Here is a 23,867-nt window from a genome sequence, read left to right on the forward strand (position 1 = left end):
ACCGGGGGCAACACCTGCGGCCCGGCAAAGCCGGTTCCTCGGTGTTTCTGGAATGGGGCACAGGCGGTTTTTGGGGCCGCGCCCTGGCGGGCACGGGGATTGCAGCGCTAGTTCTTTCATTACCAATCGAATCGAGGAGAAGCACCGTGACCGCACGTCGTCAATTGATCATCCGTTCCGTCGCCGTTGCCGCAGCGCTCGCTGCGGTGGGCACTCCGGGCCTTGCGCTCGCGCAGGCCAAGCTGAAGGTGGCGGCTGTGTACACCGTGCCGTTCGAGCAGCAATGGGTGGGCCGCATCCACAAGGCGCTGAAGGCGGCCGAGGCGCGAGGGGAGATCGAGTACAAGGCCACCGAGAACGTGAGCAATGCCGACTACGAGCGCGTGATGCGCGAGTACGCCACGGCCGGCAACCAGCTGATCCTGGGCGAGGTGTTCGGCGTGGAGGCGGCGGCGCGCAAGGTGGCGAAGGACTTTCCCAAGGTGGCCTTCCTGATGGGCTCTTCGCTCAAGCCCCAGGCGCCCAACTTCAGCGTGTTCGACAACTACATCCAGGAGCCCGCCTACCTCAGCGGCATGGTGGCCGGCGGCATGACGAAGAGCAACCGCATCGGCATGGTCGGCGGCTTCCCGATTCCGGAGGTCAACCGGCTGATGAACGCCTTCATGGCCGGCGCGAAGGAAACGAACCCGAAGGTGGAGTTCAGCGTGAGCTTCATCAACAGCTGGTTCGATCCGCCGAAGGCCAAGGAAGCTGCCTTCGCCATGATCGACAAGGGCGCCGACGTGATGTACGCGGAGCGCTTCGGCGTTTCCGACGCGGCCAAGGAAAAGGGCAAGCTCGCCATCGGCAACGTGATCGACACCCAGAGCCAGTACCCCGACACGGTGGTGGCCTCGGCCCTGTGGAACTTCGAGCCCGCCGCCGACCGCGCGATCAAACTCGTGAAGGAAGGCAAGTTCGCGGCCGAGGACTACGGGCAGTACGCGCAGATGAAGCACAAGGGCTCCGAGCTCGCGCCGCTGGGCACCTTCGAGAAGAAGGTTCCGGCCGACATCGTCGCCAAGGTGAAGGCGAAGCAGGCCGACATCCTCTCGGGCAAGTTCACCGTGAAGGTCGACGACTCGCAACCCAAGTCCACCGCGAAGTGAGGATGCCGATGACGACGACGATCCGCTGGCGTTCCCTCCTCGCAGCCGGCGCGCTGGCCATCGGCCTGAGCGGCTGCGTGGGTGTCTACAAGGGCGGCGCCGTCGCCATCAACAGCAGCACCCGGCTCGACGACACGCCGCGCATCGCGGTGCTCTCGGCCTTCGAGCCCGAGCTGAAGCTGCTGCTGACGCGCCTGCAGGGCCCGGCGAAGCACAGCGTGAACGGCGTGGAGTTCACCACCGGCACGCTCGAAGGCAAGCCGGTGGTGCTGTTCCTGTCGGGCATCAGCATGACGAACGCGACCATGAACACGCAGCTGGTGCTCAACCGCTTCCGCGTGACGAACATCGTGTTCAGCGGCATCGCAGGCGGCGTGAACCCGTCGCTGCACGTGGGTGACGTCACCGTGCCGGCGCAGTGGGGCCAGTACCTCGAGGTGCTGATGGCGCGCGAGACCGCGCCCGGCAAGTACACGGCGCCGCCCTTCATCACCGACGCCACGCTGCCTAACTTCGGCATGATGTTCCCGCGCCCGGTCGAGGTGCGCTCTGCGGCGCGGCCCGAGATCCAGCGCAAGTTCTGGTTCGAGGCCGACCCGAAGATGCTCGAGGTGGCGCGCAGCATCCGCAACGTCGACCTCGCCAACTGCAGCGCCGGCAAGTGCCTGCCGCGCAAGCCCCAACTGGTGGTGGGCGGAAACGGCGTCTCGGGCCAGGCCTTCATGGACAACAAGGCCTACCGCGAATACACCTACAAGACCTTCCAGGCCAACGTGCTCGACATGGAGACCGCCGCCGTGGGCATGGTCGCCTACAGCAACGGCGTGCCCTTCATCGCCTTCCGCTCGCTCAGCGACCTCGCGGGCGGCGGCGACGGCGAGAACGAGATGGGCACCTTCATGGGCATCGCGGCGGACAACTCCGCCAAGGTCATGCTGGCCTTCCTGGCCGCATGGAAGTGACGGCGCCTTCGTCGCCGCTGCCTCCCGAGGAGGGAGCAAGGGCCACCGTCCTGCGCCTGCAGGGCATCACCAAACGCTTCGGCACCCTCGTCGCCAACGACGCGGTCTCGCTCGACCTGAAGTCGGGCGAGGTGCTGGCGCTGCTCGGCGAGAACGGCGCGGGCAAGTCCACGCTGATGTCCATTCTTTTCGGCCACTACGTCGCCGACGAGGGCGGCATCGAGGTCTTCGGCTCGGCGCTGCCGCCGGGCAACCCCAAGGCGGCGCTGGCCGCGGGCGTGGGCATGGTGCACCAGCACTTCACGCTGGCCGACAACCTGAGCGTGCTCGACAACGTGATGATGGGCACCGAGCCGCTGTGGCGTCCGGTGTCGCGCCGTACGGCCGCGCGCGAGCGGCTGCTCGACGTGGCCAGGCGCTTCGGGCTGCCGGTGCAGCCTGATGCGCTCGTGGGAAGCCTGTCCGTCGGCGAGCGCCAGCGGGTGGAAATCCTCAAGGCGCTGTATCGCGGCGCGCGAATCCTGATCCTCGACGAACCGACCGCCGTGCTCACGCCGCAGGAAAGCGAGGCGCTCTTCGCCACGCTCGCGCAGATGGTGGCGCAGGGGCTGTCGGTGATCTTCATCAGCCACAAGCTCGACGAAGTGCTGCGCGTGTCGCACCGCATCGCCGTGCTGCGCGGCGGAAAGCTGGTGGCCGAGGCACGTACGGCGGGCACCACGCAGGCGCAGCTCGCGCTGTGGATGGTCGGGCATGCGGTCGAAGCGCCGCAGCGCCGGCCCGCGAAGTCGGTGGGAGATGCCGTCTGCGTGCTCGACCGTGTGAGCACCGCGGCCTCCGACAAGGGCGACGGGCGCGACCGGCTGCGCGAGGTGTCGCTGACGCTGCGCGCGGGCGAGATCACCGCCATCGCGGGTGTCTCCGGCAACGGGCAGGTCGCGCTGGCCGAACTGCTGTGCGGCACGCGCCGCGCGGCCTCGGGCACGGCACAGCTGATGGGCCGCGCGCTGCCGCCCTCGCCTGCACGGCTGGTGCAGCGCGGCGTCGCGCGCATCCCGGAAGACCGGCATGCGGTCGGCGTCGTCGGCGACCTGCCGGTGTGGGAGAACGCGGTATCGGAACGGCTGCGCAGCCCGGTGTTCTCGCGCTGGTCGTGGATAGTGAAGCGCGCCGCCGCACGGCTCCATGCGCGGCGCATCGAGAAGGCGTTCGACGTGCGCGGTGCCGGCCTCATGGCGCCGGCCCGTTCGCTCTCGGGCGGGAACATGCAGAAACTGATTCTTGGCCGTGCCCTGCTGGCACCCGAACAACCAGAGCCGCCCCCCGGCATGGACAAGGGCGACCGCAAGCACCCGAACCGCGCGCCGCGCCTGATCGTCGCGCACCAGCCGACCTGGGGCCTGGACATCGGCGCCGTCGCCTACGTGCAGCAGCAGCTGATCGCCGCGCGCGACGCCGGCGCGGCCGTGCTGGTGATTTCCGACGACCTCGACGAGGTGCTCGCACTCGGTGACCGCGTGGCGGTGATGCACGGCGGCCACCTGGGCGAAGCGCGCCCGGCGGCGGCATGGACACGCGAGGCCATCGGGCTGGCGATGGCCGGCGCGACGTCGGCATCCCAGGCCAGCAAGGGAGCCTCGTCATGATGCGGCTCGAACGACGCCACGAGACCTCGCGCACGGCGCTGGTGCTCGCCCCCATCGGCGCGGTGCTCTTCACGATGGCGATCAGCGCGCTGCTGGTGCTGTGGGCCGGCGCGCCGATCGGCCGCACCTACGCACTGCTGCTGCAGGGCGGCTTCGGTTCTGTGTTCGCCTGGAGCGAGACGCTGACGCGCGCGATCCCGCTGATCCTCACCGGGCTGGCGGCCACGGTCGCCTTCAAGGCGCGGCTCTTCAACATCGGCGCGGAAGGCCAGCTGTATGCCGGCGCGCTGGCTGCGGTGGCGGTGGGCGGCATGCATGGGGGCACCGGCTTCGAGCTTTCGCCTTGGCTGCTGTTTCCGCTGATGATGCTCGCCGCCGCCATCGCCGGCGCGCTGATGCTGCTGGGCCCGGCGTTGATGAAAAACAGGCTGGGCGTGGACGAGGTCGTCACCACGCTGCTGATCAACTTCATCGTGCTGCTGGGCGTGTCGGCCCTGCTCGACGGGCCGATGAAGGACCCGACCGCCATGGGCTGGCCGCAGAGCGTTTCGCTGCAGTCCGACCTGGAGCTGGGCAAGCTCGTCGCGCAGACACGGGTGCACACCGGCCTCTTGTGGGCGGTGTCGCTCTCGGTGATGGTCTGGGCGATCTTCAAGTACACCGTGCTGGGCTTCGACATCCGCGCCGTGGGTGCGAACGCGCGCGCTGCCGCCTTTGCTGGCGTGCCGGTGACGCGCACGGTGGTGATGGTCGCCCTGCTCTCGGGTGCGCTGGCAGGCCTTGCCGGCGCCATCGAGGTGGCGGGCCGCACCAGCTACGTCACGCTCGACATGTCGCCGGGCTATGGCTACACCGGCATCGTGATCGCGATGCTGGCGGGGCTGCATCCGCTGGGCGTGATCGCCGCGGCGGTGTTCGTGGCAGGCGTGCTGGTGGGCGCCGACACCATGAGCCGCGCGGTCGGTGTGCCGACGTACATCGCCGACGTGATAGTCGCGGCCTCGCTGATCGCGGTGCTGGTCGCGACGCTGCTCACGCAGTACCAGATCAAGCTGAAGAAGTAGATGAGCGACCTCCTCGACATCCTCGCCAACGCCTCCTTCTGGGTCGCGGTGCTGCGCATCGCCACGCCGCTCATCCTGGGCACGCTCGGCGTGCTGCTGTGCGAGCGCGCGGGGGTGCTCAACCTCGGCATCGAGGGGATCATGGTCGCGGGCGCCTTCACCGGCTGGCTCGCGGTTTACGCCGGTGCGCCGCTGTGGGTGGGCGTGGCCGTGGCCGCGCTCGCGGGCATGGTTTTCGGGCTGCTGCATGCATTCCTGACCGTCGGGCTGGCGCTTTCGCAGCACGTCTCGGGGCTGGGCATCACGCTGCTGGCGACCGCGCTGAGCTACTTCGGCTACCGCGTGAGCTTTCCGAAGGTGAACACGCCGCCCACCATCACGCCATTCGCGCCGATGGACTGGCTGCCGGTGCCCGTGCTGAATGCACAGACTTCGCTGACGCTGTTCGCGCTGCTGCTGGTGCCGCTCGTCGGCTGGCTTCTGTATCGCACGCCGCTGGGCCTCGCGCTTCGCATGGCCGGCGAGAACCCGCAGGCTGCCGAGAGCCAGGGCGTGTCGGTCGCGGCCACGCGCACCGGCGCGATCGTCGCTGGCTCCGCGCTGATGGGCATGGCGGGCTCCTTCCTCACGCTGTCGGCCTTCAATGCCTTCTTCTTCAACATGGTGAACGGCCGGGGCTGGATCTGCGTGGCGCTGGTGGTGTTCGCCTCCTGGCGGCCGGGCAAGGCCCTGCTGGGCGCGCTGCTGTTCGCCTTCTTCGACGCGCTGCAGCTTCGGCTGCAACAATCCGGCGACGCCGTGCTGCCCTACCAGATCTACCTGATGCTGCCCTACCTGCTGTCGATCCTGGCGCTGGTGCTGGTGGCGCGCAAGGCGAGCTACCCGCAGGCACTGATGAAACCGTACCGCAAGGGGGAACGCTGATGACCACGAGGACCGCCACCGCCGCGCGAGGCGCACTGCTCGCGGCATTGCTGGCATTGCTGGGATCGGGCGGCAACGGCGCCCACGCACTGGGCATGAACTACGGCTACGAAGCCTTCAGCACGGCCGACGCGGTGACCTGGGTGCAGATGTGCGGCACCTGGGGCAAGGACCACCAGGGCACCTACCGCGTGGTGCACGCCGAGCAGTACGCGCAATCGTTCCTCTACGTGCAATGGATGACGCGCGACGCCAACGGCAGCCTGCGCGCCGAGCACACGGTGGCCATTGCCGAGCTCGACAACGACCACGCGGAAATCTCTCTTTCCGACCTCACCTGCCGCGCCACGCCGCGCGGCATCGTCGTCACCGCGAAGGCCGACTCGGGACACGACCAGAAGCTGCGCCGCGTGACCATCGAGGTCGGGCCCGCGCCGGGGCAATACCGCTACCGGGCGCAGAACACGCGCTGAGACGCCGGCATCCGGGCGGTGAGGTGAACACGGCGCTCCATCTGGACATCACGAACGGTCGTCTCTCGGCGGCCGGGATCGTTGCCGGCATCGACACCCGCGCCGACAGCCTGCCGGACTCCTTCACGCAGACGGCCCAGGCCGCGCATGTCGAAGGCCGGCTCGTCGATTGCGTATTCGCACGCGCGACCACCACATCCGGCGACATGACCGCGCAGCTCGAACTGCGCTTCGAGGAGCTTCTGCTGGTCAGCTGCTTCCTCACGCTCACGACACCTGCCCTGTGCAAGCTCGAGGACGCCGACTTCTACGGCAGCGTCGACCAGCGCCACAGCTTCCACGAGCGCTGGCTGGCCTCCATGGGTGTTTCCGGCACCTCGACCGCATTCCCATGGGGCAGCGCCGGCGTCGCTCGCGATCGCAGCGACAACGTGTACATCTACATCCACAACCGGAACAACCGCTGGGCTCTCCGATAGCCTCGCGAGGAACAAGAAAAGGCCTCCACGATGCTCGACCTCCTCATCACCAACACCACCCTCCCCGACGGCCGCACTGGCATGTCGGTCGCCGTGCAGGGCGGGCGGATCGCCGAAGTCACGCCGGGCCTCGACGTGCCTGCCCACGAGAAGCTGGATGCGCAGGGCCTGCTGCTCTCGCCGCACTTCGTCGATCCGCACTTCCACATGGACGCCACGCTGAGCTATGGCCTGCCGCGCGTCAACCAGAGCGGCACGCTGCTCGAAGGCATCGCGCTGTGGGGCGAGCTGAAGCCGCTGCTGACGGCCGATGCGCTCATCGAGCGCGCGCTGGCCTACTGCGACTGGGCAGTGGCCAAGGGGCTGCTGGCCGTGCGCTCCCACGTCGACACCAGCGACCCGAGCCTGCTCGCGGTCGATGCGCTGCTGAAGGTCAAGCGCAAGGTGGCGCCGTACCTCGACCTGCAGCTGGTCGCCTTTCCGCAGGACGGCGTGCTGCGCTCGCCGGGCGGCGTCGAGAACCTGGAGCGCGCCCTCGACAAGGGCGTGGACGTGGTCGGCGGCATCCCGCACTTCGAGCGCACCATGGCCGACGGCGCGGCGAGCGTGAAGCTGCTGTGCGAGATCGCGGCGTCGCGCGGCAAGCTGGTCGACATGCACTGCGACGAATCGGACGACCCGCTCTCGCGCCATATCGAGACACTGGCTTTCGAGGCCCATCGCCTCGGGCTGCAGGGCCGCGTGACCGGCTCGCACTGCACGTCGATGCACTCGATGGACAACTACTACGTGAGCAAGCTGCTTCCGCTGATCGCGCAGAGCGGCGTCTCCGTGGTTTCCAACCCGCTCATCAACATCACGCTGCAGGGCCGCCACGACACCTACCCCAAGCGCCGCGGCATGACGCGCGTGCCCGAGCTCATGGCGGCAGGCGTGAACGTCGCCTTCGGCCACGACTGCGTGATGGACCCCTGGTACGGCATGGGCTCGGGCGACATGCTCGAAGTGGCGCACATGGGCCTGCACGTGGCGCAGATGACGAGCCAGGACGGCATCCGCCAGTGCTTCGAGGCGGTGACGACGAATGCCGCGCGCGTGATGCACCTGGAAAACTACGGCCTCGAAGCCGGCTGCGACGCCAGCTTCGTGCTGCTGCAGGCGCGCGACCCGGTCGAGGCGATCCGGCTGCGCGCCGCTCGGCTCAAGGTGTTCCGCAAGGGGCAGTTGCTGGCCGAGACGCCGGCCGCCACCGCCAGCCTCCACATCGCGGGCCGGAGCGCCTCGACGAACTGGATGGCGCCGAAGCACGCCGGTTGAGCGGAGCGGTCCGGCCGGCGACAGGGCTGCTGCCGCGCGAAAATCCGGCCCTCATCGGTTCACGGGGAGTCCTCTCATGAAGCGTCTTGCACGGAGTCTTGCACGGATCTTCGCGGCGGCGCTGCTGCTGGCACCGGCGTTCTCGCAGGCCATTGCACAGCCGACCGCCGAAACAGCCGCGCCGCCCGCCGGCGTGCGCCTGCTGGCCGACCAGCCCTACGGCCCCGATCCACGCCAGCGCATGGACGTCTACCTGCCGCCGAATCCGCAGCAAGGCGCACCGGTACTCGTGATGGTCCATGGCGGGGCCTGGATGTTCGGCGACAAGGCAGCCGCCTCGGTGGTGAGCCAGAAGGTCGAACACTGGGTACGCGGGCAGGGCTTCATCCTCGTCTCGGTGAGCTACCGCTTCGTGCCGCAGGTCGACGTGATGCAGCAGGCGCAGGACGTCGCGCGTGCCGTCGCCACCGCGCAGGCGAGCGCCCCCTCGTGGGGCGGCGACGCCGGCCGCTTCGTGCTCATGGGACATTCGGCCGGCGCGCACCTCGTGGCGCTGCTCAGCGCATCGCCTTCCATCGCCCGGCAGCAAGGTGCCCGTCCGTGGCTCGGCACCGTGGCGTTGGACAGCGCAGCGCTCGATGCGGCCGCGCTGATGCAGCGCCGCCACATGCCCTTCTACGACCGCGTGTTCGGCAGCGATCCCGCCTTCTGGCGCAGCGTGTCGCCCACCGACACGCTGGCGCCCGGCGCGCCGTCGATGCTGCTGGTGTGCTCCACGCAGCGCCGCGACGGTTCATGCACGCAGGCCCGGCAGTTCGCGACGCGCATCACGGCAACGGGCGGCCGCGCGGAGGTGGCGCCGGAAGATCTCTCGCACGCACAGATCAATGCCGAGCTGGGGCTGCCCGGCGCCTACACCACGGCGGTCGACGCCTTCATCCGCTCCCTGCTCAAGGCATCGGGCCGGAGCTAGGAAAGCTCCTGCGCAAGCGCCGTCAGCGCCTCGCCGACGGGGCGTTCCACCTTCAGCGAGAGAAGCGGATCGGCCCGCGTGCGCCCCAGGTTCACCGCAGCCACTGGCTTGCCCGCGGCGACGGCGGCCTGCACGAAGCGAAAGCCCGAATACACCATCAGCGATGAACCGGCCACGAGCACGGCGTCGGCGTCTTCCAGAGCGGCGAAGGCAGCGGTGACGCGCTCCTTCGGCACGCTCTCGCCGAAGAACACCACGTCGGGCTTGAGCAGGCCACCGCAATGCGGGCAGGCCGGCACGTCGAAGCTCGCGAAATCGCGGCCTTCGAGGTCTGCATCGCCGTCGGGCGCGGCGCGGGCCTCCAGCTCGGCCCATCGCGGGTTGCGTCGCCGCAGTTCGACCTGGAGTTCCGCGCGCGGCGTGCGCCGCTCGCAGCCCATGCAGCGCACGGTGTCGATGCGGCCATGCAGATCGATGGCGCCCCGGCTGCCGGCCGCTTCGTGCAGGCCATCGACGTTCTGCGTGAGCAGCAGGCCCACCCTGCCCGCCTCGCCGAGCAGCGCCAACGCGCGGTGCGCGGCGCCCGGACGGGCACCTGCCATGGTCGGCCAGCCGATCAGGCTGCGCGCCCAGTAACGCTGTCGCGTGGACTCCTCGCCCATGAAGGCCTGGTAGGTGACGGGCGACGGGCGCTTCCATTCGCCGTCGACGTCGCGGTAATCGGGGATGCCCGAATCGGTGCTGCACCCCGCGCCCGTGAGCACGAAGAGCTTGCGGTGGCGCGTGGCGAAGTCGGCGAGCTCGGCGTATGCGGCGGGGTTGGCGGACATGCGGCGAGCATAAGTCGGCGGCCCGATTCCTGCTAAAGCCCTGGCTCTTGTCCGTCGCCGGAGAACGCCATGATCCACACCCGCCCCTCTCGCCACACGCGGCGCGATGCGCTGCAGATTCTTGCCGCAGGCATAGCCTCCACCGCCCTGCCCGCCTTCGCCCAATGGCCCGACCGGGCCATCAAGATCATCGTGACCTTCCCGCCCGGCGGCTCCAGCGACGTGCTGGCGCGCGTGATGGCGGAGCAGCTCGCGAAGAAGCTGGGGCAGCCCGTGGTGGTCGACAACAAGCCCGGCGCGGGCGGCACCATCGGCGGCGCGCTGGTGTCGTCGTCGCCTGCCGACGGCTACACGCTGATGCTGTCGAACACCACGCCGATCGCGCTCGGGCCGTTCACGCTCGACAAGCTGCCCTACGACCCGGTAACGGGCTTCACGCACGTCGCCTACCTGGGCGCGGCACCGCTGGTGGTCATGGCGAGCAAGCCTTCCGGCCTCAAGACCTTCGCCGACTTCGAGGCGCTGGCGCGCAAGGAAGGCCGCATCGACTTCGGCTCGGGCGGCCCCGGGTCCGTCGGGCACATCCACGGCGAGCTGCTGAAGAAGGTCACCGGGATCAACATGGTGCACGTGCCCTATCGCGGCGGTGCGCCGATGACCACCGACCTGATCGCCAACACCATTCCGGTGGGCATCGACGTCATCACCTCGTACGTTCCCTTCTTCAAGAGCGGCCAGCTGGTGCCGCTGGCCGTGACGGGCACGCAGCGTTCGCCACTGATGCCGGAAGTGCCCACGATGGTCGAGCTGCGTCAGCCGAAGCTGGTGCTCGAGAATTTCTTCGGCCTGTCGGGGCCGGCCAGGCTGCCGCCGGACGTGGTGACGCGGCTCAACGCGGCCTGCAACGAAGTGCTGGCCATGCCCGAGATCCAGAAGAAGCTGACCGAGCTGGGCATCGTGGCCAAGCCGGAGACGGTGGCCGTGTTCAACGGCTTCGTGAAGGAGCAGGTCGATGTGCTCGGGCCGACGGTCAAGGGGGCGGGAATCAAGCTGTAGCCTCGCGGCCACGGCGCTTTCGGAGGCGGTCGTTCAGAAGCGGACGCAGACGGCCTGCCTCTCCTGCAGCACGGCCTCCTGCGCGAAGCGCTGGCGGTAGACACCGACGATGGTCGCGATGGCTGCATCGTCCTTCTCGCTGCGCGGGTGCAGCAGCACGACCAGCTTGGAGCGCTCGCGCACCACGTCGCCCGATACGCCGCGCCACTGGCCGGCGGCATCGATCACCGTCAGGCCCTGAGGAAAGGCCGGCGTCACGGTGGCGTCCAGGAAGGCCGTCCACTCGGCGTCCGACACCTGGCCGCCCGAGGGAATGGCACGGCCGAAGTACAGCGTGTCGCGCTCGAAGGTTTCGAAGCCGCTGCCGCAGGCCTTCGCACCGCCGGGCGACGACGGCAAGGAGCCGCATCCGGCCAGCGCGACGGACGCCAGGGCCGCCACCAATGCAGCGCGAGCAAGAGATGGAATGCCTGCTGTCTTCATGCGAGCTACCTCCATGCGCCGTCTTCAACCCGGCAGAAAAACGAGCGGTGCCGGCTGGCCTTCGGCGGGCGGCTCGCCGCGGTCGAGCAGGCGCCAGCCGGGGTTCCAGCGCGACAGGCTGCCCGCGGCAACGGCTTCTTCGAGCATCGACTGGGCCGCCTCCGGACGCTGCCAGTCGAGCGCCAGCGTGCGCAGGTCCCAGTCCCACCAGGGGCAGGCGCGGATGCGTTCGACGAGCGCGTCGGGAAAGCGCTGGCGGATGAACCGCGCCGGCACGCCGCCCACCACGGTGAAAGGCGCCACGTCGCGCGTCACGATCGCGCCGGCGCCGATCACCGCGCCGTCTCCGATGGTGATGCCGCTCTTGAGGCTGACCCGCGAGCCGATCCACACGTCGTTGCCGATGGTCACCGGCGAATGCGACGGGAACTGCCCTACCGACTGGTGCCGGTACGGCTCGGGAAAGTTGGGCGCGTAGGCCAGCATGTGCGTCGTGAACCAGTCGGCGGGATGATCCGACAGGGTCTGCACGCCGTCGCCGATGGAGCAATAGCGGCCCATGCTCACGTCGACCAGCAGCGCGCCGGGCGAGATGCTCGAGTACGCGCCGATGGAACAGCGGCCGTGCAACTGCGCCGCATGCCAGACGCGCGCCGGCGTCTCGAAGCGCAGCGGCGTCGGCAGCAGGCAGCCGTCAGACAGGTAGAGCCCGTAGCTTTCGAGCCCCTTCGAGAGTTCGGCGTTGATGCTCAGGCTCATGGCTGCACGGTCCGGTCTGTCGATCAGGCCTCGGGCGCGATGGCCTCGGCGTATTCGTAGAGCGCGCCGAGGATCTCTTCTCCGCGCTCGTCGGCGTTCTCCGAGAGCGCATCGACTTCGCTGAACAGCATCTCGATGGTGCGCGCCCCGCCCTCGCCCTTGAAGAGCTTTGCCGCGCGCAGTGCCTCCCAGCGCTCGACCTCGTCCTCGCTGAGCAGTTCAGGCCAGTTGCGGGCGCGGTAGCGGAAGAGGATCTCGTCGAGCCGGCCATCGTCGAAGCCGGTGCGGTCCTTCGCCAGCTCCTCGGGCGACAGGCCGCGCAGCTGGTTCAGCCGGCGCCGGTCGGCATTGCCGACGAAGCCGCCGTACAGGTCTTCGTCGACATCGGGCGTGGCCTCCTTGGGCCGGGCATAGACCTGCGACCAGATGGCACTCATGTCGGGCAGGTCGCGCGCGACGGCCGCGTGGCGCATCGCCGTGTCGAGGTCGACGCCCCAGCGCTCGGCCATGGGCGCTGCGAGCGTGCGCAGGTTGCCGACGACCATCGGCGACTTGTTGAGGTGCACGCCCTTGATCGGCAGGCGCACCACGCCCTCGGGCAGGTCGGCCGTGCGGGTGAAGAGGCGCAGGCGCAGCGTCTCGACGTCGATGTCGCGCAGCTCGCTGGGGTCATGGGCCAGGTCCCAGGCCAGCAGCTCGTTCTTGTTGGTGGGGTGGCTCGCCAGCGGCCACATCACGGCCAGGCAGCCGCGCTCGACCGGGAACATGCCCGAGACGTGCAGGAAGGGCTTCGCGGTCTCGCGCGTCGCGGGCAGGCCCAGCTCGGTGGCGACGCGATCTTTCTTGTGCAGGCCGAAGGCGAAGTCGAACAGCTTGGGCTGCTTGCTGCGGATGAGGCGGGCCAGCGCGATGGTGGCGCGCACGTCAGACAGCGCATCGTGCGCCGACTCGTGCAGCAGGCCGTTGGCGCGCGCCAGGTCTTCGAGCTTGAAGCTGGGCTTGCCGTCTTCCTTCTTCGGCCACTCGATGCCTTCGGGGCGCAGCGCATACGTGAGGCGCACCACGTCCAGCAGGTCCCAGCGGCCGCAGTCGTTCTGCCATTCGCGCGCGTACGGATCGATCAGGTTGCGCCAGAACAGGAAGCGCGTGACCTCGTCGTCGAAGCGGATGGTGTTGTAGCCCACGCCGATGGTGCCGGGCTGCGAGAAGGCGCGCTCGATCTGCGCGGCGAATTCGTGCTCGGGAATGCCGCGCTCCAGGCACAGCTGCGGCGTGATGCCGGTGATGAGGCAGGCCTCGGGGCTGGGCAGGTAGTCCGGCGCGGGCTTGCAGTAGATCATCAGCGGCTCGCCGACCTCGTTGAGCTCGGCGTCGGTGCGGATGGCCGCGAACTGCGATGGACGATCGCGGCGCGGCACCGCACCGAAGGTTTCGTAGTCGTGCCAGAGAAAGGTGTGGTTCATTCAGAGCAAGGGTGAAAACAGGCGGGCGATGGCGTCGCCGAGGCGGCGCCAGAAGCCCTGGCGCCGGTTGGCGCGCACCGCGCCGGAGCTGTGCAGGTCGGTCTCGAACTGCGTCGCGAGCGGCCGGGACAGTTCCGGACCATAGACCACCGCGCAGACCTCGAAGTTGAGGCGGAAGCTGCGGTTGTCGAAATTGGCCGTGCCGATCATCGCGCAATGGTCGTCCACCACCAAGGTCTTGGAATGGAGCATGCGGGCCTTGTACTCCCACACCTTCACGCCGGCGGCGATCAGCTCGTCGAAGTACGAACGCGCGGCGGCGCTCACGATGGCCGAGTCGCTGCGGCGCGGCACCAGCAGGCGCACGTCGACGCCGCGCAGCGCGGCGCTCGTCAATGCCATGAGCGCCGGCTCGCCGGGCACGAAGTACGGCGTGGTGAGCCAGGCGCGGTGCGTGGCCGAATGGATGGCTTCGACGTGCATGCGGTGGATGGCCTCCATGGGGCTGTCGGGGCCGCTGGTGACGATCTGCACGGGGATGTCTCCCGCCTCCAGCTGGGGCAGCATGGCGTTCAGGGCATCGTCCAGGCCGCGCAGGTTCTCGCCGGTGGCATAAGCCCAGTCTTCGAGAAAGGTGGTCTGCAGCCAGCGCACCGCGCTGCCTTCGATGCGCAGGTGCACGTCGTGGTAGGCGTCGGGGTTGGTGCGCTTGTCTTCCTCGTCGGTGATGTTCACGCCGCCCGTGAAGCCGACGCGTCCGTCGCACACCACGATCTTGCGGTGGGTGCGGTAGTTGGTCACGGGGCGCAGGCGGCGGCCGATCTTGGTGTCGTGGAAGAGCGCCACCTCGACGCCCGCCTCCAGCATGGGCGCCATGAACTTGCGGCCGATGCGCTTGGAGCCGAGCGCGTCGATCAGCAGGCGTACCTTCACGCCCTCCTTGGCGCGCTCTGTCAGCAGGTCGCGCAGCGCGGTGCCGATCCTGTCGGGCTCGAAGATGTAGTACTCGAGGTGGATGTGGTTTCGTGCGGCGCGCACCGCTTCGAAGATCGCATCGAAGGTGCGTGCGCCGCCCGAGAGCAGCTCGACGTCGACGGCGCTCGACACCGGCAGCCCGCAGGTCGCGGTGCCCAGCTTCGCCATCTGCTGCAGCGCCGGTGGCGCGTTCTGCGCTGCGTCGCGCAGCCGTGCCACGTCGGCCTGGGCCGAGGCGCCAGCACGGCTGCGAAGCCGCTTGAGACGTTGCTTCTTCAAGCGCTGCGGCCCGAGGAAGTAATAGACGACGAAGCCCGCGAACGGCAGCAGCGCCAGCGAGAGGATCCAACTCATCGTCGACACCGGTGCGCGCTTCTGCATCACGATCCACACCGACAACACCGCGATGTAGCCGCTCCATGCGAGGGAGAGGCCGGTTTTCCATTCGTGGCTGAGTTCGGGGAGGATCAAGGCGGGAGGCGGCTGGGGCGGCTGTGACGGTGATTCGATATGGGCGGGCCCAAAGAAAAAGGCCGGTAGCGATGCTACCGGCCTTTGGCTTCATTTCAGGAACCGCAAGGTATCACCCTGCTGCTGCTTCCTCTGCTTCGGGCTTGGACTTGCCCTCCTTCTTCGGAAGCGGCTGGATGTCGAGCAGCACTTCGTCCTTGTCGTCGAGGTCGACTTCGAGGCGGCCACCGTCGGTAAGGCGTCCGAACAGCAGTTCGTCGGCCAGTGCACGACGGATCGTGTCCTGGATCAGACGCTGCATCGGACGTGCGCCCATCAGCGGATCGAAGCCCTTCTTCGCCAGGTGCTTGCGCAGCTTGTCGCTGAAGGTGACTTCCACCTTCTTCTCGCTGAGCTGGGTTTCCAGCTGCAGCAGGAACTTGTCGACCACGCGCAGGATGACCTGTTCGTCGAGTGCCTTGAAGTTGACGATGGCGTCCAGCCGGTTGCGGAATTCAGGCGAGAACAGACGCTTGATGTCGCCCATTTCGTCGCCCGCCTGACGCGGGTTGGTGAAGCCGATGGTCGCCTTGTTCATGGTCTCGGCGCCCGCATTCGTCGTCATGATGATGATGACGTTGCGGAAGTCGGCCTTGCGTCCGTTGTTGTCGGTCAGCGTGCCATGGTCCATGACCTGCAGCAGCACATTGAAGATGTCCGGGTGCGCCTTCTCGATTTCGTCGAGCAGCAGTACCGCGTGCGGCTTCTTCGTGACGGCTTCGGTCAGCAGGCCGCCCTGGTCGAAACCGACGTAGCCCGGAGGCGCGCCGATCAGGCGGCTCACCGCGTGACGCTCCATGTACTCCGACATGTCGAAGCGGATCAGCTCGATGCCCATGATGTAGGCGAGCTGCTTCGCGGCCTCGGTCTTGCCCACGCCGGTGGGGCCGGAGAACAGGAACGAGCCGATGGGCTTGTCGCCCTTGCCGAGGCCCGAGCGAGCCATCTTTACCGCCGAGGCGAGCACTTCGAGTGCCTTGTCCTGGCCGAACACAACGCTCTTGAGGTCGCGCTCGATGGTCTGCAGCTTGCTGCGGTCGTCGTTGCTGACGTTGGCCGGGGGAATGCGCGCGATCTTCGCCACGATTTCCTCGACTTCGGTCTTGCTGATGGTCTTCTTGCGCTTGCTCGGCGGCAGGATGCGCTGGGCTGCGCCGGCTTCGTCGATGACGTCGATCGCCTTGTCGGGCAGGTGACGGTCATTGATGTACTTGGCGCTGAGCTCGGCCGCGGCCTGCAGGGCCGCCACGGCGTACTTCACGCCGTGGTGTTCCTCGAAGCGCGACTTCAGGCCCTTCAGGATGTCGACGGTTTCCTGCACCGACGGCTCGACCACGTCGACCTTCTGGAAACGACGCGACAGGGCCGCGTCTTTCTCGAAGATGCCGCGGTATTCGGTGAAGGTGGTCGCGCCGATGCACTTGAGCTGGCCGCTCGAGAGCGCCGGCTTGAGCAGGTTCGACGCGTCGAGCGTGCCGCCCGAGGCAGCACCCGCACCGATCAGGGTGTGGATCTCGTCGATGAAGAGGATGGCGTTCGGCTTGTCCTTCAGCGACTTCAGAACGCCCTTCAGGCGCTGTTCGAAATCGCCGCGGTACTTGGTGCCGGCCAGCAGCGCGCCCATATCAAGCGAGAACACGTTCGACTCGGCCAGGATCTCCGGCACGTCGCCCTGAGTGATGCGCCATGCGAGGCCCTCGGCGATGGCGGTCTTGCCCACGCCGGCCTCGCCGACCAGCAGCGGGTTGTTCTTGCGCCGGCGGCACAGGATCTGGATGACGCGCTCGACCTCGTACTCGCGGCCGATCAGCGGATCGATCTTGCCGTCCTTGGCCATCTGGTTGAGGTTCTGCGTGAACTGCTCGAGCGGCGAAGCCTTCTCGTTGCGTTCGCCGCCACCCTCTTCGCCTTCGCCCGAGGGAGCTTCGCCACTGCCCTTGACGGCTTCAGGCGGATCGCTCTTCTTGATGCCGTGGGCGATGAAGTTCACCACGTCGAGGCGCGTGACACCCTGCTGGTGCAGGTAGTACACGGCGTGCGAGTCCTTCTCGCCGAAGATCGCGACCAGCACGTTGGCGCCGGTGACTTCCTTCTTGCCGTTGCCGGTGGACTGCACATGCATGATGGCGCGCTGGATCACGCGCTGGAAACCCAGGGTGGGCTGGGTGTCTACATCGTCGGTACCCGCCACCTGGGGCGTGTTGTCCTTGATGAAGTTGGTGAGCGACGCCCGCAGGTCGTCGACGTTGGCCGAGCAGGCGCGCAGAACTTCCGCGGCGCTCGGGTTGTCCAGCAAAGCGAGCAGCAGATGTTCCACGGTGATGAACTCGTGGCGTTGCTGCCGGGCCTCGACGAAGGCCATGTGCAAGCTGACTTCCAGTTCCTGGGCAATCATGTGATTTCCTTTTGCCTTGCTGTAAATAAGTTCTCAGATGGGTTGGAGCTTGCGCAATTCAACTGGTTCATGCAACAGGTTCGCTCACGCACTGGAGCGGATGCCCGGCCTGCTGCGCGGCTTCCATGACCTGGTTGACCTTGGTGGCGGCCATGTCGCGGGAATAAACCCCACAGACGCCCCGGCCATCGAGGTGGATCTTGAGCATGATCTGGGTGGCGGTCTCGCGATCCTTGTTGAAATATTCCTGCAGCACGACGATCACGAACTCCATGGGCGTGTAGTCGTCGTTCAGCATCACCACCTGGTACATCTGGGGCGGCGCAGTTTTCTGCGGCCGGCGCTCCAGGACGACCGAATCTCCGTCGTCCCCGGCCGGTTTCTGCGCCGGCGGGGTGGTAGGAGTTTTGGGAATTCTCGTTGCCATGAAAATGATTCTATAGAGCGTGCAAGCGCTGTGCCGACCCGGAAAAACTTGGTGGCGCATATCCGACAATTCAAGGGGATTGCGGCGCTTGCGACAGCATTTCGATGAAGGGCTGCGGCAAGGAGTTTTAGGCAAAAACTCCAGCTGGCCGCTGGATGAAAAACCAATAAAAAACCCTTGAATTCCTTCCGGAAGTTCAAGGGCTCCTTCGATTGCCGCGACGCCCCGGGGACGTCGGAATGCACGGCAATTACATGTTGTCGATCATCACCTGGCCGAAGCCCGAGCAGCTCACCTGCGTCGCGCCGTCCATCAGGCGCGCGAAGTCGTAGGTGACCTTCTTGCTGGCGATCGACTTTTCCATCGAGCTGATGATCAGGTCGGCGGCTTCCTTCCAGCCCATGTGGCGCAGCATCATCTCGGCCGAGAGGATCTCGGAACCGGGGTTCACGTAGTCCTTGCCGGCGTACTTGGGGGCCGTACCGTGGGTGGCCTCGAACATCGCGACGGTGTCGCTCAGGTTCGCGCCCGGGGCGATGCCGATGCCGCCCACCTGCGCGGCGAGCGCGTCGGACACGTAGTCGCCATTGAGGTTGAGCGTGGCGATCACGCTGTATTCGGCGGGACGCAGCAGGATCTGCTGCAGGAATGCGTCGGCGATGCTGTCCTTGACGGTGATTTCCTTGCCCGTCTTCGGATTCTTGAACTTCATCCACGGGCCGCCGTCGATCAGCTCGGCGCCGAACTCCTTGGCAGCGAGGCCGTAGCCCCAGTCACGAAAGCCACCTTCGGTGAACTTCATGATGTTGCCCTTGTGCACCAGGGTGACGCTGGGCTTGTCGTTGTCGATCGCGTATTGCAGCGCCTTGCGAACGAGGCGCTCGGTGCCTTCCCTCGACACGGGCTTGACGCCAATGCCTGAAGTGTTGGGGAAGCGGATCTTCTTGACGCCCATTTCGTCCTGCAGGAATTTGATGAGCTTCCTGGCCTTTTCGCTCTCGGCTTCGAACTCGATGCCGGCGTAGATGTCTTCCGAGTTCTCGCGGAAGACCACCATGTTCGTCTTGTGCGGTTCGCGCACCGGGCTCGGAACACCCTCGAAATACTGGATGGGGCGCAGGCAGACGTAGAGGTCGAGTTCCTGGCGCAGCGCGACGTTCAGCGAACGGATGCCGCCGCCGACGGGCGTGGTCAGCGGACCCTTGATGGAAATCACGTAGTCGCGCACGGCGTGCAGCGTTTCCTCGGGAAGCCAGACGTCGGGGCCGTAGACCTTGGTCGACTTCTCGCCGGCGTAGACCTCCATCCAGTGGATCTTCTTCTTGCCGCCGTAGGCCTTCGCCACGGCGGCGTCCACCACCTTCAGCATCACCGGCGTGATGTCCAGGCCGGTTCCATCGCCCTCAATGAAAGGAATGATCGGTTGGTCAGGCACATTGAGGGAGTTGTCGGCGTTGACCGTGATCTTCTGGCCTTCGGTCGGGACTTTGATGTGCTGATAACTGGTCATGAGAGAGGACGGCTCCGGGATTGACGTACTTTTGACAACTGTCAGCGAATTCAGACACGGCGCGTATTCCGCTGTACAGCCGGCGAACAAATCGCTGTACATTTTAGACGCAACCCATCAGCAAGCGTTTGTCAACCGACGGGCCAATGGCCTCGTTAGTGGCTGACCTTCTGCTCGCCGGGAGGCGTTTCCAACCAATTCTCGATAGAGGAATCATCAATGAGCAAAATTCTCGCAGTCATGATCGCTGGCCTGTTCGCCGCTGGCGCCTACGCCCAAAACCCGGCAGGTACGACGCCCGAGCAAGGCAACGCCACCAACAGCAAGTCGCAGCAGCGCGCCGAAACCAAGAAGGCCGCCAAGCCCGCTGGCCAGGTCAAGGGCCCGGCTGGCGACGAAGCCAAGACCCCCGAAGGCGGCGCCATCGGTGCCGACAAGGCTGCTGCCTCTGGCGAGAAGCGTGCTGAAACCCGCGACCAGCGTCGTCGCAACAAGGACGGCAGCGTCAAGCGCAAGTCGACCCAAGGCGGCACCCCGAAGTAATTCGGCCTGCCTGCAAAAAAGAAGCGCTCTTCGGAGCGCTTTTTTTTCGCCTGAAAGCAGCTTTGTCCTGTCAACCGCGGAAAACGGCCTTCGTTGAATGTCTACCTTCCGCAAGAAGGCCAATCCAGATCAACGAATTTCAAAGGATATGTTCATGAACAAGCTGCTCGCAGCCCTGGTCGCCGGTCTCTTCGCCGTCGGCGCTTTCGCTCAACAAGCCGAACCCACCACGGCTGCTCCGGCACCCGCAGCCAAGGCTGCCGCCAAGCACGCTCCCGCCAAGAAGCACGCCGCGGCCAAGAAGCACAAGGTTCGCCACGTTGCCAAGGCCCACACGGCCGCTGCCAAGAAGGTGTAAGCTTCCCCGCTCACCGGCAATGCCCGCATCAGCGGGCATTTTTATTGGCATTTTTAATCCAGGCCGGGCCCTGGCCCCGCCCTGAAAGAGTCGTCCGATGCTCATCAAGCGTCTAGCCGCCCTGCTCTCCCTGCTTCTCGCATCCGCATCGTTCATGATGCAGGCGCATGCCCAGCAGCAACCCCAGACCGACCTGCCGCGCACGCAACTGTCGGTCGGCCTGTACAAGATCGACGCGCAGGTCGCGCAAACCCCTCTTCAACGTGAAATCGGCCTGATGTTCCGCAAGGAAATGCCCCAGGCCGAAGGCATGATCTTCGTGTTCGAGCAACCGGCAACACAGTGCTTCTGGATGCGCAACACGATCCTGCCGCTGACCGCCGCCTTCGTTGCCGACGACGGCCGCATCGTCAACCTGGCCGACATGCAGCCCATGACCGAGAGCACGCATTGCTCGCAGGAGCCGGTGCGCTACGTGCTCGAAATGAACCAGGGCTGGTTCGCCAAGAAGAACATCAAGAAGGGCGCCAAGCTCGGCGGCGAGCTGTTCGCAGCCGGCAAGCGCTGATCATTTGCTGTCCATAGCCAACAAAAAAGCCGACCATGGGTCGGCTTTTTTGTTGGGCGAGTTCGGGATCAGCCGAAGTTCTTGGCGACGAAGTCCCAGTTGACCAGCTTGGCCAGGAATGTCTCGACGAACTTCGGGCGCAGGTTGCGGTAGTCGATGTAGTAGGCGTGCTCCCAGACGTCCACCGTCAGCAGCGCGGTGTCGGCGGTCGTCAGCGGCGTGCCGGCGGCGCCCGTGTTCACGATGTCCACCGAGCCGTCGGCCTTCTTCACCAGCCAGGTCCAGCCCGAGCCGAAGTTGCCCACGGCCGACTTCACGAACGCTTCCTTGAAGGCGTCGTAGCTGCCCCACTTGGCTTCGATGGCCTTGGCCAGCGCGCCGGTGGGAGCGCCGCCGCCTTGCGGCTTCATGCAGTTCCAGAAGAAGGTGTGGTTCCAGATCTGCGCGGCGTTGTTGTAGATGCCGCCGCTGGACTTCTTGACGATCTCCTCGAGCGTCATCGATTCGAATTCGGTGCCCTTCTGCAGGTTGTTGAGGTTCACCACGTAGGCGTTGTGGTGCTTGCCGTAGTGGTACTCGAGGGTTTCCTTCGAATACTCGGGTGCCAGCGCGTCCAGTGCGTACGGCAGGGGTGGGAGCACATGTTCCATGGTTTTTTCTCGTGGGTTGGTTGTGGGAATCAGGGATTCTAGGAAGTAATCATCGAGACGGCGTCGGACGCGTTCCCGTTGCGCCGCCCGGCGTGACGGTCAGGTCGACTTCGCCGTCGGAGAGTCGCGCCTTGACCGCATCGCCCGGTGCAAGTTGCGCGGCGCTGACGATCGCATGACCGTCTGTATCGGTCAGCCATGCATAGCCACGTTGCAAGACCAATGCCGGATCGAGCAATCGCATGCGCAGGGCTACGCGATCCAGCCGATCACGACGCTGCACCACCGCGCGTCCCAGCTTCAGGGGAAAGTCGGCTGCGATCTGGCGCGGCAACTGCGTCAGGCGCTCCCTTCTGGACATCACCGTGTAGCGAAGCCGCTGCGCGTGATGCGCGAGGCGCAACTGCTGGCGAGTCACGAGATTGGAAGGCCGGCCCAGGCGTCCCGCCGCCTGGTCGAGACGCTGTCCGAGCACGTCGACGCGACCGCCCAGCGCGTCGGCGAGCCGCTCCTCGAGCAGATCGAGCGCACCGAGCCACACGTCTCGTGGCGCGCTCACGAGTTCCGCCGCGGCAGTGGGCGTAGGCGCGCGCAGGTCGGAGCAGAAGTCGGCGATGGTGAAGTCGGTTTCGTGCCCCACGCCGCTGACCAGCGGCACCGGGCTCCGAACGATGGTGCGCGCCAGCGTCTCGTCGTTGAAGGCCCAGAGGTCTTCGATGGAACCGCCGCCGCGCACCAGCAGGATCACGTCGACGGCAGGCGCGAGCTCATAGAGCGACTGCAACGCACGCACCAGTTCGCCTGGCGCGTTGGCCCCCTGCACTGCTGCCGGGGCAAGTACGACCGGAATGTGTGGAACACGCCTTCGCAGCGCGGTGACCACGTCGTGCAAGGCAGCAGCGCCGAGCGAGGTGACGATGCCGATCGAACGCGGCATGGTCGGCAACGCCCGCTTGCGCGCCGGATCGAAGAGGCCCTCGGCTTCCAGGCGCGCCTTGCGCTGCATGAACTGCTCGAACAGAGCGCCCTGCCCGGCACGGCGCAGGCTCTCGACCACCAGCTGCAGATCGCCGCGCGGCTCGTACACCGCAAGTCGCCCGCGCACCTCGACCTGGTCGCCGTCGCGGGGCGAAAAATCGAGCAGGCCGGCGGCGCGGCGGAACATCGCGCAGCGCAGCTGGCCGGACTCGTCCTTGAGCGCGAAGTAACAATGTCCGCTCGAAGCCCGGGAAAAACCGGAAATCTCGCCGCGCACCGTCACCGGGTTGAAGCGGGCGTCGAGCGCGTCGGCGACCGCGCGGCACAAGGCGCCGACAGCCCAGACTCGCGGCCCGGGCGCGGAATTCGGTTCACGCAAGTTCACAAAACGCCCGCTCGGCCGGATGCCACTCTTCCACAACGGGCAGCATGCACCCCAGCTTCGGCCCCCAGGGCAGGACAGGCGCACGGTTTCTCGTGCAAGCCATTGATTTCATTGAAAAAAGTGCTGCTCAAAATTCAGTCGTTCCAGCGAAAAGGCCACCCCATGCGGGTCGCGGCGAGTTGCGCAGCAGGTTAATCACAAAGTTATCCACAGAATCTGTGCGTCCTTGCCGACACAAAAACAAGGCGCGTGACGATGGTGGGCTCAGTGGATAATCGCCGCGCATTTGCAGTCTACGGGCCGGAGGATTTTCTTGTTTTCCATCATAGTTGCCGCGGGTTGGCCGATCTGGCCCTTGCTCGCATGTTCGGTCATTGCGCTCGCGCTGGTTATAGAACGTTTCACGAGTCTCAAGACCGTGAGGGTACTGCCGCCGAAGCTGCTCGACGAAACCATCACCGCGTCGCACGGAGCCATTCCCGGTCCGGACGTCGTGACCAAACTGGAACGCAACTCGATGCTCGGCCAGGTCCTGGCCGCCGGTCTGCGCGCGCTGAACGCCAATCCGCGCTGCACCGAAGACGATCTGCGCGCGGCCATGGAGGCCTCCGGACGCACCGTGGCGCACAAGCTCGAGCGCTACCTGCCGGCGCTTGCCACCATCGCCTCTGCTGCCCCGTTGCTGGGCCTGCTGGGCACGGTGATCGGCATGATCGAGATCTTCGGCTCGCAGTCGCCGGGCAGCGGCGCGGTGGGCTCGGGCAATCCGGCACAACTGGCGCACGGCATCTCGATCGCGCTCTACAACACCGCCTTCGGCCTGATCGTCGCCATTCCGACGCTGATCTTCTGGCGTTACTTCCGCAGCCGGGTCGATGAGTACCTGCTGAACCTCGAGCTTTCCGGCGAGCGCTTCGCCCGCCACCTCAACGCCCTGCGCAAATGATGACCCCCACGCTTGCCACTGCGTGTGCTGCGCTGCCCCCCA

General features: G+C 66.6%; 24 protein-coding genes. 14 read left to right on the forward strand and 10 right to left on the reverse strand.

Annotated elements, in window-relative coordinates; genetic code table 11:
- Positions 1 to 146: 146 nt before the first annotated feature.
- The 9 genes from ABL840_RS22375 (at position 147) to ABL840_RS22415 (ending at position 8,989) form a co-directional block, all read left to right on the forward strand.
- Positions 147 to 1,151, forward strand: a complete 1,005-nt coding sequence (locus ABL840_RS22375) for a BMP family protein (protein WP_093306870.1) — start codon at positions 147 to 149, stop codon at positions 1,149 to 1,151.
- 8 nt (positions 1,152 to 1,159) lie between these two features.
- Complete coding sequence (locus ABL840_RS22380) at positions 1,160 to 2,113, forward strand: 5'-methylthioadenosine/S-adenosylhomocysteine nucleosidase (RefSeq protein WP_093306891.1); 954 nt, start codon at positions 1,160 to 1,162, stop codon at positions 2,111 to 2,113.
- Positions 2,104 to 3,759, forward strand: a complete 1,656-nt coding sequence (locus tag ABL840_RS22385) for an ABC transporter ATP-binding protein (RefSeq protein WP_093306871.1) — start codon at positions 2,104 to 2,106, stop codon at positions 3,757 to 3,759. The genes ABL840_RS22380 and ABL840_RS22385 overlap by 10 nt, the downstream gene beginning before the upstream one ends.
- The gene (locus ABL840_RS22390; protein WP_176947614.1) at positions 3,759 to 4,823 is read left to right on the forward strand and encodes an ABC transporter permease; all 1,065 of its coding nucleotides are present in this window, start codon (positions 3,759 to 3,761) and stop codon (positions 4,821 to 4,823) included. The genes ABL840_RS22385 and ABL840_RS22390 overlap by 1 nt, the downstream gene beginning before the upstream one ends.
- Complete coding sequence (locus tag ABL840_RS22395; protein WP_093306872.1) at positions 4,824 to 5,747, forward strand: ABC transporter permease; 924 nt, start codon at positions 4,824 to 4,826, stop codon at positions 5,745 to 5,747. It begins immediately after the preceding gene.
- Positions 5,747 to 6,220, forward strand: a complete 474-nt coding sequence (locus ABL840_RS22400; protein WP_093194968.1) for a hypothetical protein — start codon at positions 5,747 to 5,749, stop codon at positions 6,218 to 6,220. Before ABL840_RS22395 ends, ABL840_RS22400 begins: the two co-directional genes overlap by 1 nt.
- 23 nt (positions 6,221 to 6,243) lie before the next feature.
- A complete protein-coding gene (locus tag ABL840_RS22405) occupies positions 6,244 to 6,699 on the forward strand; it encodes a hypothetical protein (RefSeq protein WP_093306873.1) in 456 nt (151 codons plus the stop codon).
- Between the two features lie 30 nt (positions 6,700 to 6,729).
- A complete protein-coding gene (locus tag ABL840_RS22410; RefSeq protein ID WP_093306874.1) occupies positions 6,730 to 8,016 on the forward strand; it encodes an amidohydrolase family protein in 1,287 nt (428 codons plus the stop codon).
- A 76-nt stretch (positions 8,017 to 8,092) separates the two neighbouring features.
- A complete protein-coding gene (locus tag ABL840_RS22415; RefSeq protein WP_176947612.1) occupies positions 8,093 to 8,989 on the forward strand; it encodes an alpha/beta hydrolase in 897 nt (298 codons plus the stop codon).
- Here ABL840_RS22415 and ABL840_RS22420 read toward each other — a convergent pair.
- Positions 8,986 to 9,819 carry an NAD-dependent protein deacetylase gene (locus ABL840_RS22420; RefSeq protein ID WP_093306875.1) on the reverse strand — a complete coding sequence of 278 codons (834 nt, stop codon included), beginning with the start codon at positions 9,817 to 9,819 and terminating at the stop codon, positions 8,986 to 8,988. The two genes, ABL840_RS22415 and ABL840_RS22420, sit on opposite strands and share 4 nt — an antisense overlap.
- A 69-nt stretch (positions 9,820 to 9,888) precedes the next feature.
- On the opposite strand from ABL840_RS22420, the gene ABL840_RS22425 reads away from it, so the two are divergent.
- Positions 9,889 to 10,875 (forward strand): Bug family tripartite tricarboxylate transporter substrate binding protein, encoded by a 987-nt coding sequence (locus ABL840_RS22425; protein ID WP_093306876.1) that lies wholly within the window; start codon positions 9,889 to 9,891, stop codon positions 10,873 to 10,875.
- A 33-nt stretch (positions 10,876 to 10,908) separates the two neighbouring features.
- Here ABL840_RS22425 and ABL840_RS22430 read toward each other — a convergent pair whose 3' ends face one another.
- The 7 genes from ABL840_RS22430 to icd all read right to left on the reverse strand — a co-directional run bounded on the left by ABL840_RS22430 (position 10,909) and on the right by icd (position 19,397).
- The gene (locus ABL840_RS22430; protein ID WP_093194962.1) at positions 10,909 to 11,358 is read right to left on the reverse strand and encodes a DUF3574 domain-containing protein; all 450 of its coding nucleotides are present in this window, start codon (positions 11,356 to 11,358) and stop codon (positions 10,909 to 10,911) included.
- A 24-nt stretch (positions 11,359 to 11,382) separates the two neighbouring features.
- Positions 11,383 to 12,117: a CatB-related O-acetyltransferase gene (locus ABL840_RS22435; RefSeq protein ID WP_093306877.1), complete on the reverse strand. Its 735-nt coding sequence runs from the start codon at positions 12,115 to 12,117 to the stop codon at positions 11,383 to 11,385.
- Positions 12,118 to 12,140: 23 nt separating this feature from the next.
- Complete coding sequence (gene sbcB / locus ABL840_RS22440; protein ID WP_093306878.1) at positions 12,141 to 13,580, reverse strand: exodeoxyribonuclease I; 1,440 nt, start codon at positions 13,578 to 13,580, stop codon at positions 12,141 to 12,143.
- Positions 13,581 to 15,026 (reverse strand): cardiolipin synthase, encoded by a 1,446-nt coding sequence (cls, locus tag ABL840_RS22445; protein WP_093306879.1) that lies wholly within the window; start codon positions 15,024 to 15,026, stop codon positions 13,581 to 13,583. It abuts the gene before it with no gap.
- 112 nt (positions 15,027 to 15,138) lie between these two features.
- On the reverse strand, positions 15,139 to 17,460 hold the full coding sequence (gene clpA / locus ABL840_RS22450; protein WP_093194958.1) for an ATP-dependent Clp protease ATP-binding subunit ClpA: 2,322 nt from the start codon (positions 17,458 to 17,460) through the stop codon (positions 15,139 to 15,141).
- A gap of 67 nt (positions 17,461 to 17,527) precedes the next feature.
- Complete coding sequence (clpS, locus tag ABL840_RS22455; protein ID WP_093195566.1) at positions 17,528 to 17,887, reverse strand: ATP-dependent Clp protease adapter ClpS; 360 nt, start codon at positions 17,885 to 17,887, stop codon at positions 17,528 to 17,530.
- 250 nt (positions 17,888 to 18,137) lie between these two features.
- A complete protein-coding gene (gene icd / locus ABL840_RS22460) occupies positions 18,138 to 19,397 on the reverse strand; it encodes an NADP-dependent isocitrate dehydrogenase (RefSeq protein ID WP_093306880.1) in 1,260 nt (419 codons plus the stop codon).
- Positions 19,398 to 19,616: 219 nt separating this feature from the next.
- Here icd and ABL840_RS22465 point away from each other — a divergent pair, with 219 nt between their 5' ends.
- The 3 genes from ABL840_RS22465 to ABL840_RS22475 all read left to right on the forward strand — a co-directional run bounded on the left by ABL840_RS22465 (position 19,617) and on the right by ABL840_RS22475 (position 20,866).
- A complete protein-coding gene (locus ABL840_RS22465; protein ID WP_093194956.1) occupies positions 19,617 to 19,940 on the forward strand; it encodes a cell envelope biogenesis protein TolA in 324 nt (107 codons plus the stop codon).
- Positions 19,941 to 20,094: 154 nt separating this feature from the next.
- The gene (locus tag ABL840_RS22470) at positions 20,095 to 20,298 is read left to right on the forward strand and encodes a hypothetical protein (RefSeq protein ID WP_093195565.1); all 204 of its coding nucleotides are present in this window, start codon (positions 20,095 to 20,097) and stop codon (positions 20,296 to 20,298) included.
- Positions 20,299 to 20,395: 97 nt separating this feature from the next.
- On the forward strand, positions 20,396 to 20,866 hold the full coding sequence (locus ABL840_RS22475) for a DUF192 domain-containing protein (RefSeq protein WP_093306881.1): 471 nt from the start codon (positions 20,396 to 20,398) through the stop codon (positions 20,864 to 20,866).
- Between the two features lie 68 nt (positions 20,867 to 20,934).
- Here ABL840_RS22475 and ABL840_RS22480 read toward each other — a convergent pair whose 3' ends face one another.
- The gene (locus ABL840_RS22480; RefSeq protein ID WP_126468491.1) at positions 20,935 to 21,516 is read right to left on the reverse strand and encodes a superoxide dismutase; all 582 of its coding nucleotides are present in this window, start codon (positions 21,514 to 21,516) and stop codon (positions 20,935 to 20,937) included.
- A 49-nt stretch (positions 21,517 to 21,565) separates the two neighbouring features.
- Entirely contained in the window at positions 21,566 to 22,879 is a 1,314-nt protein-coding gene (gene xseA, locus ABL840_RS22485) for an exodeoxyribonuclease VII large subunit (protein ID WP_093306418.1), read from the reverse strand.
- Positions 22,880 to 23,192: 313 nt separating this feature from the next.
- Between xseA and ABL840_RS22490 the strand changes: the two genes are divergently transcribed.
- Positions 23,193 to 23,825, forward strand: a complete 633-nt coding sequence (locus ABL840_RS22490) for a MotA/TolQ/ExbB proton channel family protein (RefSeq protein WP_093202257.1) — start codon at positions 23,193 to 23,195, stop codon at positions 23,823 to 23,825.
- The last annotated feature ends 42 nt before the right edge of the window (positions 23,826 to 23,867 follow it).

The sequence above is a fragment of the Variovorax sp. NFACC27 genome (assembly GCF_048301545.1).
GTDB lineage: Bacteria > Pseudomonadota > Gammaproteobacteria > Burkholderiales > Burkholderiaceae_C > Variovorax > Variovorax gossypii.

Bases quoted from the DNA above. Each gene is read 5' to 3' on its own strand.
- ABL840_RS22465 (WP_093194956.1), top strand. From the start codon at position 19,617: ATGAGCAAAATTCTCGCAGTCATGATCGCTGGCCTGTTCGCCGCTGGC.
- ABL840_RS22475 (WP_093306881.1), top strand. From the start codon at position 20,396: ATGCTCATCAAGCGTCTAGCCGCCCTGCTCTCCCTGCTTCTCGCATCC.
- ABL840_RS22395 (WP_093306872.1), top strand. From the start codon at position 4,824: ATGAGCGACCTCCTCGACATCCTCGCCAACGCCTCCTTCTGGGTCGCG.
- ABL840_RS22390 (WP_176947614.1), top strand. From the start codon at position 3,759: ATGCGGCTCGAACGACGCCACGAGACCTCGCGCACGGCGCTGGTGCTC.
- ABL840_RS22470 (WP_093195565.1), top strand. From the start codon at position 20,095: ATGAACAAGCTGCTCGCAGCCCTGGTCGCCGGTCTCTTCGCCGTCGGC.
- ABL840_RS22415 (WP_176947612.1), top strand. From the start codon at position 8,093: ATGAAGCGTCTTGCACGGAGTCTTGCACGGATCTTCGCGGCGGCGCTG.
- ABL840_RS22385 (WP_093306871.1), top strand. From the start codon at position 2,104: ATGGAAGTGACGGCGCCTTCGTCGCCGCTGCCTCCCGAGGAGGGAGCA.
- icd (WP_093306880.1), bottom strand. From the start codon at position 19,397: ATGACCAGTTATCAGCACATCAAAGTCCCGACCGAAGGCCAGAAGATC.
- ABL840_RS22400 (WP_093194968.1), top strand. From the start codon at position 5,747: ATGACCACGAGGACCGCCACCGCCGCGCGAGGCGCACTGCTCGCGGCA.
- ABL840_RS22410 (WP_093306874.1), top strand. From the start codon at position 6,730: ATGCTCGACCTCCTCATCACCAACACCACCCTCCCCGACGGCCGCACT.
- clpS (WP_093195566.1), bottom strand. From the start codon at position 17,887: ATGGCAACGAGAATTCCCAAAACTCCTACCACCCCGCCGGCGCAGAAA.
- clpA (WP_093194958.1), bottom strand. From the start codon at position 17,460: ATGATTGCCCAGGAACTGGAAGTCAGCTTGCACATGGCCTTCGTCGAG.
- ABL840_RS22380 (WP_093306891.1), top strand. From the start codon at position 1,160: ATGACGACGACGATCCGCTGGCGTTCCCTCCTCGCAGCCGGCGCGCTG.
- sbcB (WP_093306878.1), bottom strand. From the start codon at position 13,580: ATGAACCACACCTTTCTCTGGCACGACTACGAAACCTTCGGTGCGGTG.
- ABL840_RS22480 (WP_126468491.1), bottom strand. From the start codon at position 21,516: ATGGAACATGTGCTCCCACCCCTGCCGTACGCACTGGACGCGCTGGCA.
- ABL840_RS22425 (WP_093306876.1), top strand. From the start codon at position 9,889: ATGATCCACACCCGCCCCTCTCGCCACACGCGGCGCGATGCGCTGCAG.
- ABL840_RS22420 (WP_093306875.1), bottom strand. From the start codon at position 9,819: ATGTCCGCCAACCCCGCCGCATACGCCGAGCTCGCCGACTTCGCCACG.
- ABL840_RS22430 (WP_093194962.1), bottom strand. From the start codon at position 11,358: ATGAAGACAGCAGGCATTCCATCTCTTGCTCGCGCTGCATTGGTGGCG.
- ABL840_RS22435 (WP_093306877.1), bottom strand. From the start codon at position 12,117: ATGAGCCTGAGCATCAACGCCGAACTCTCGAAGGGGCTCGAAAGCTAC.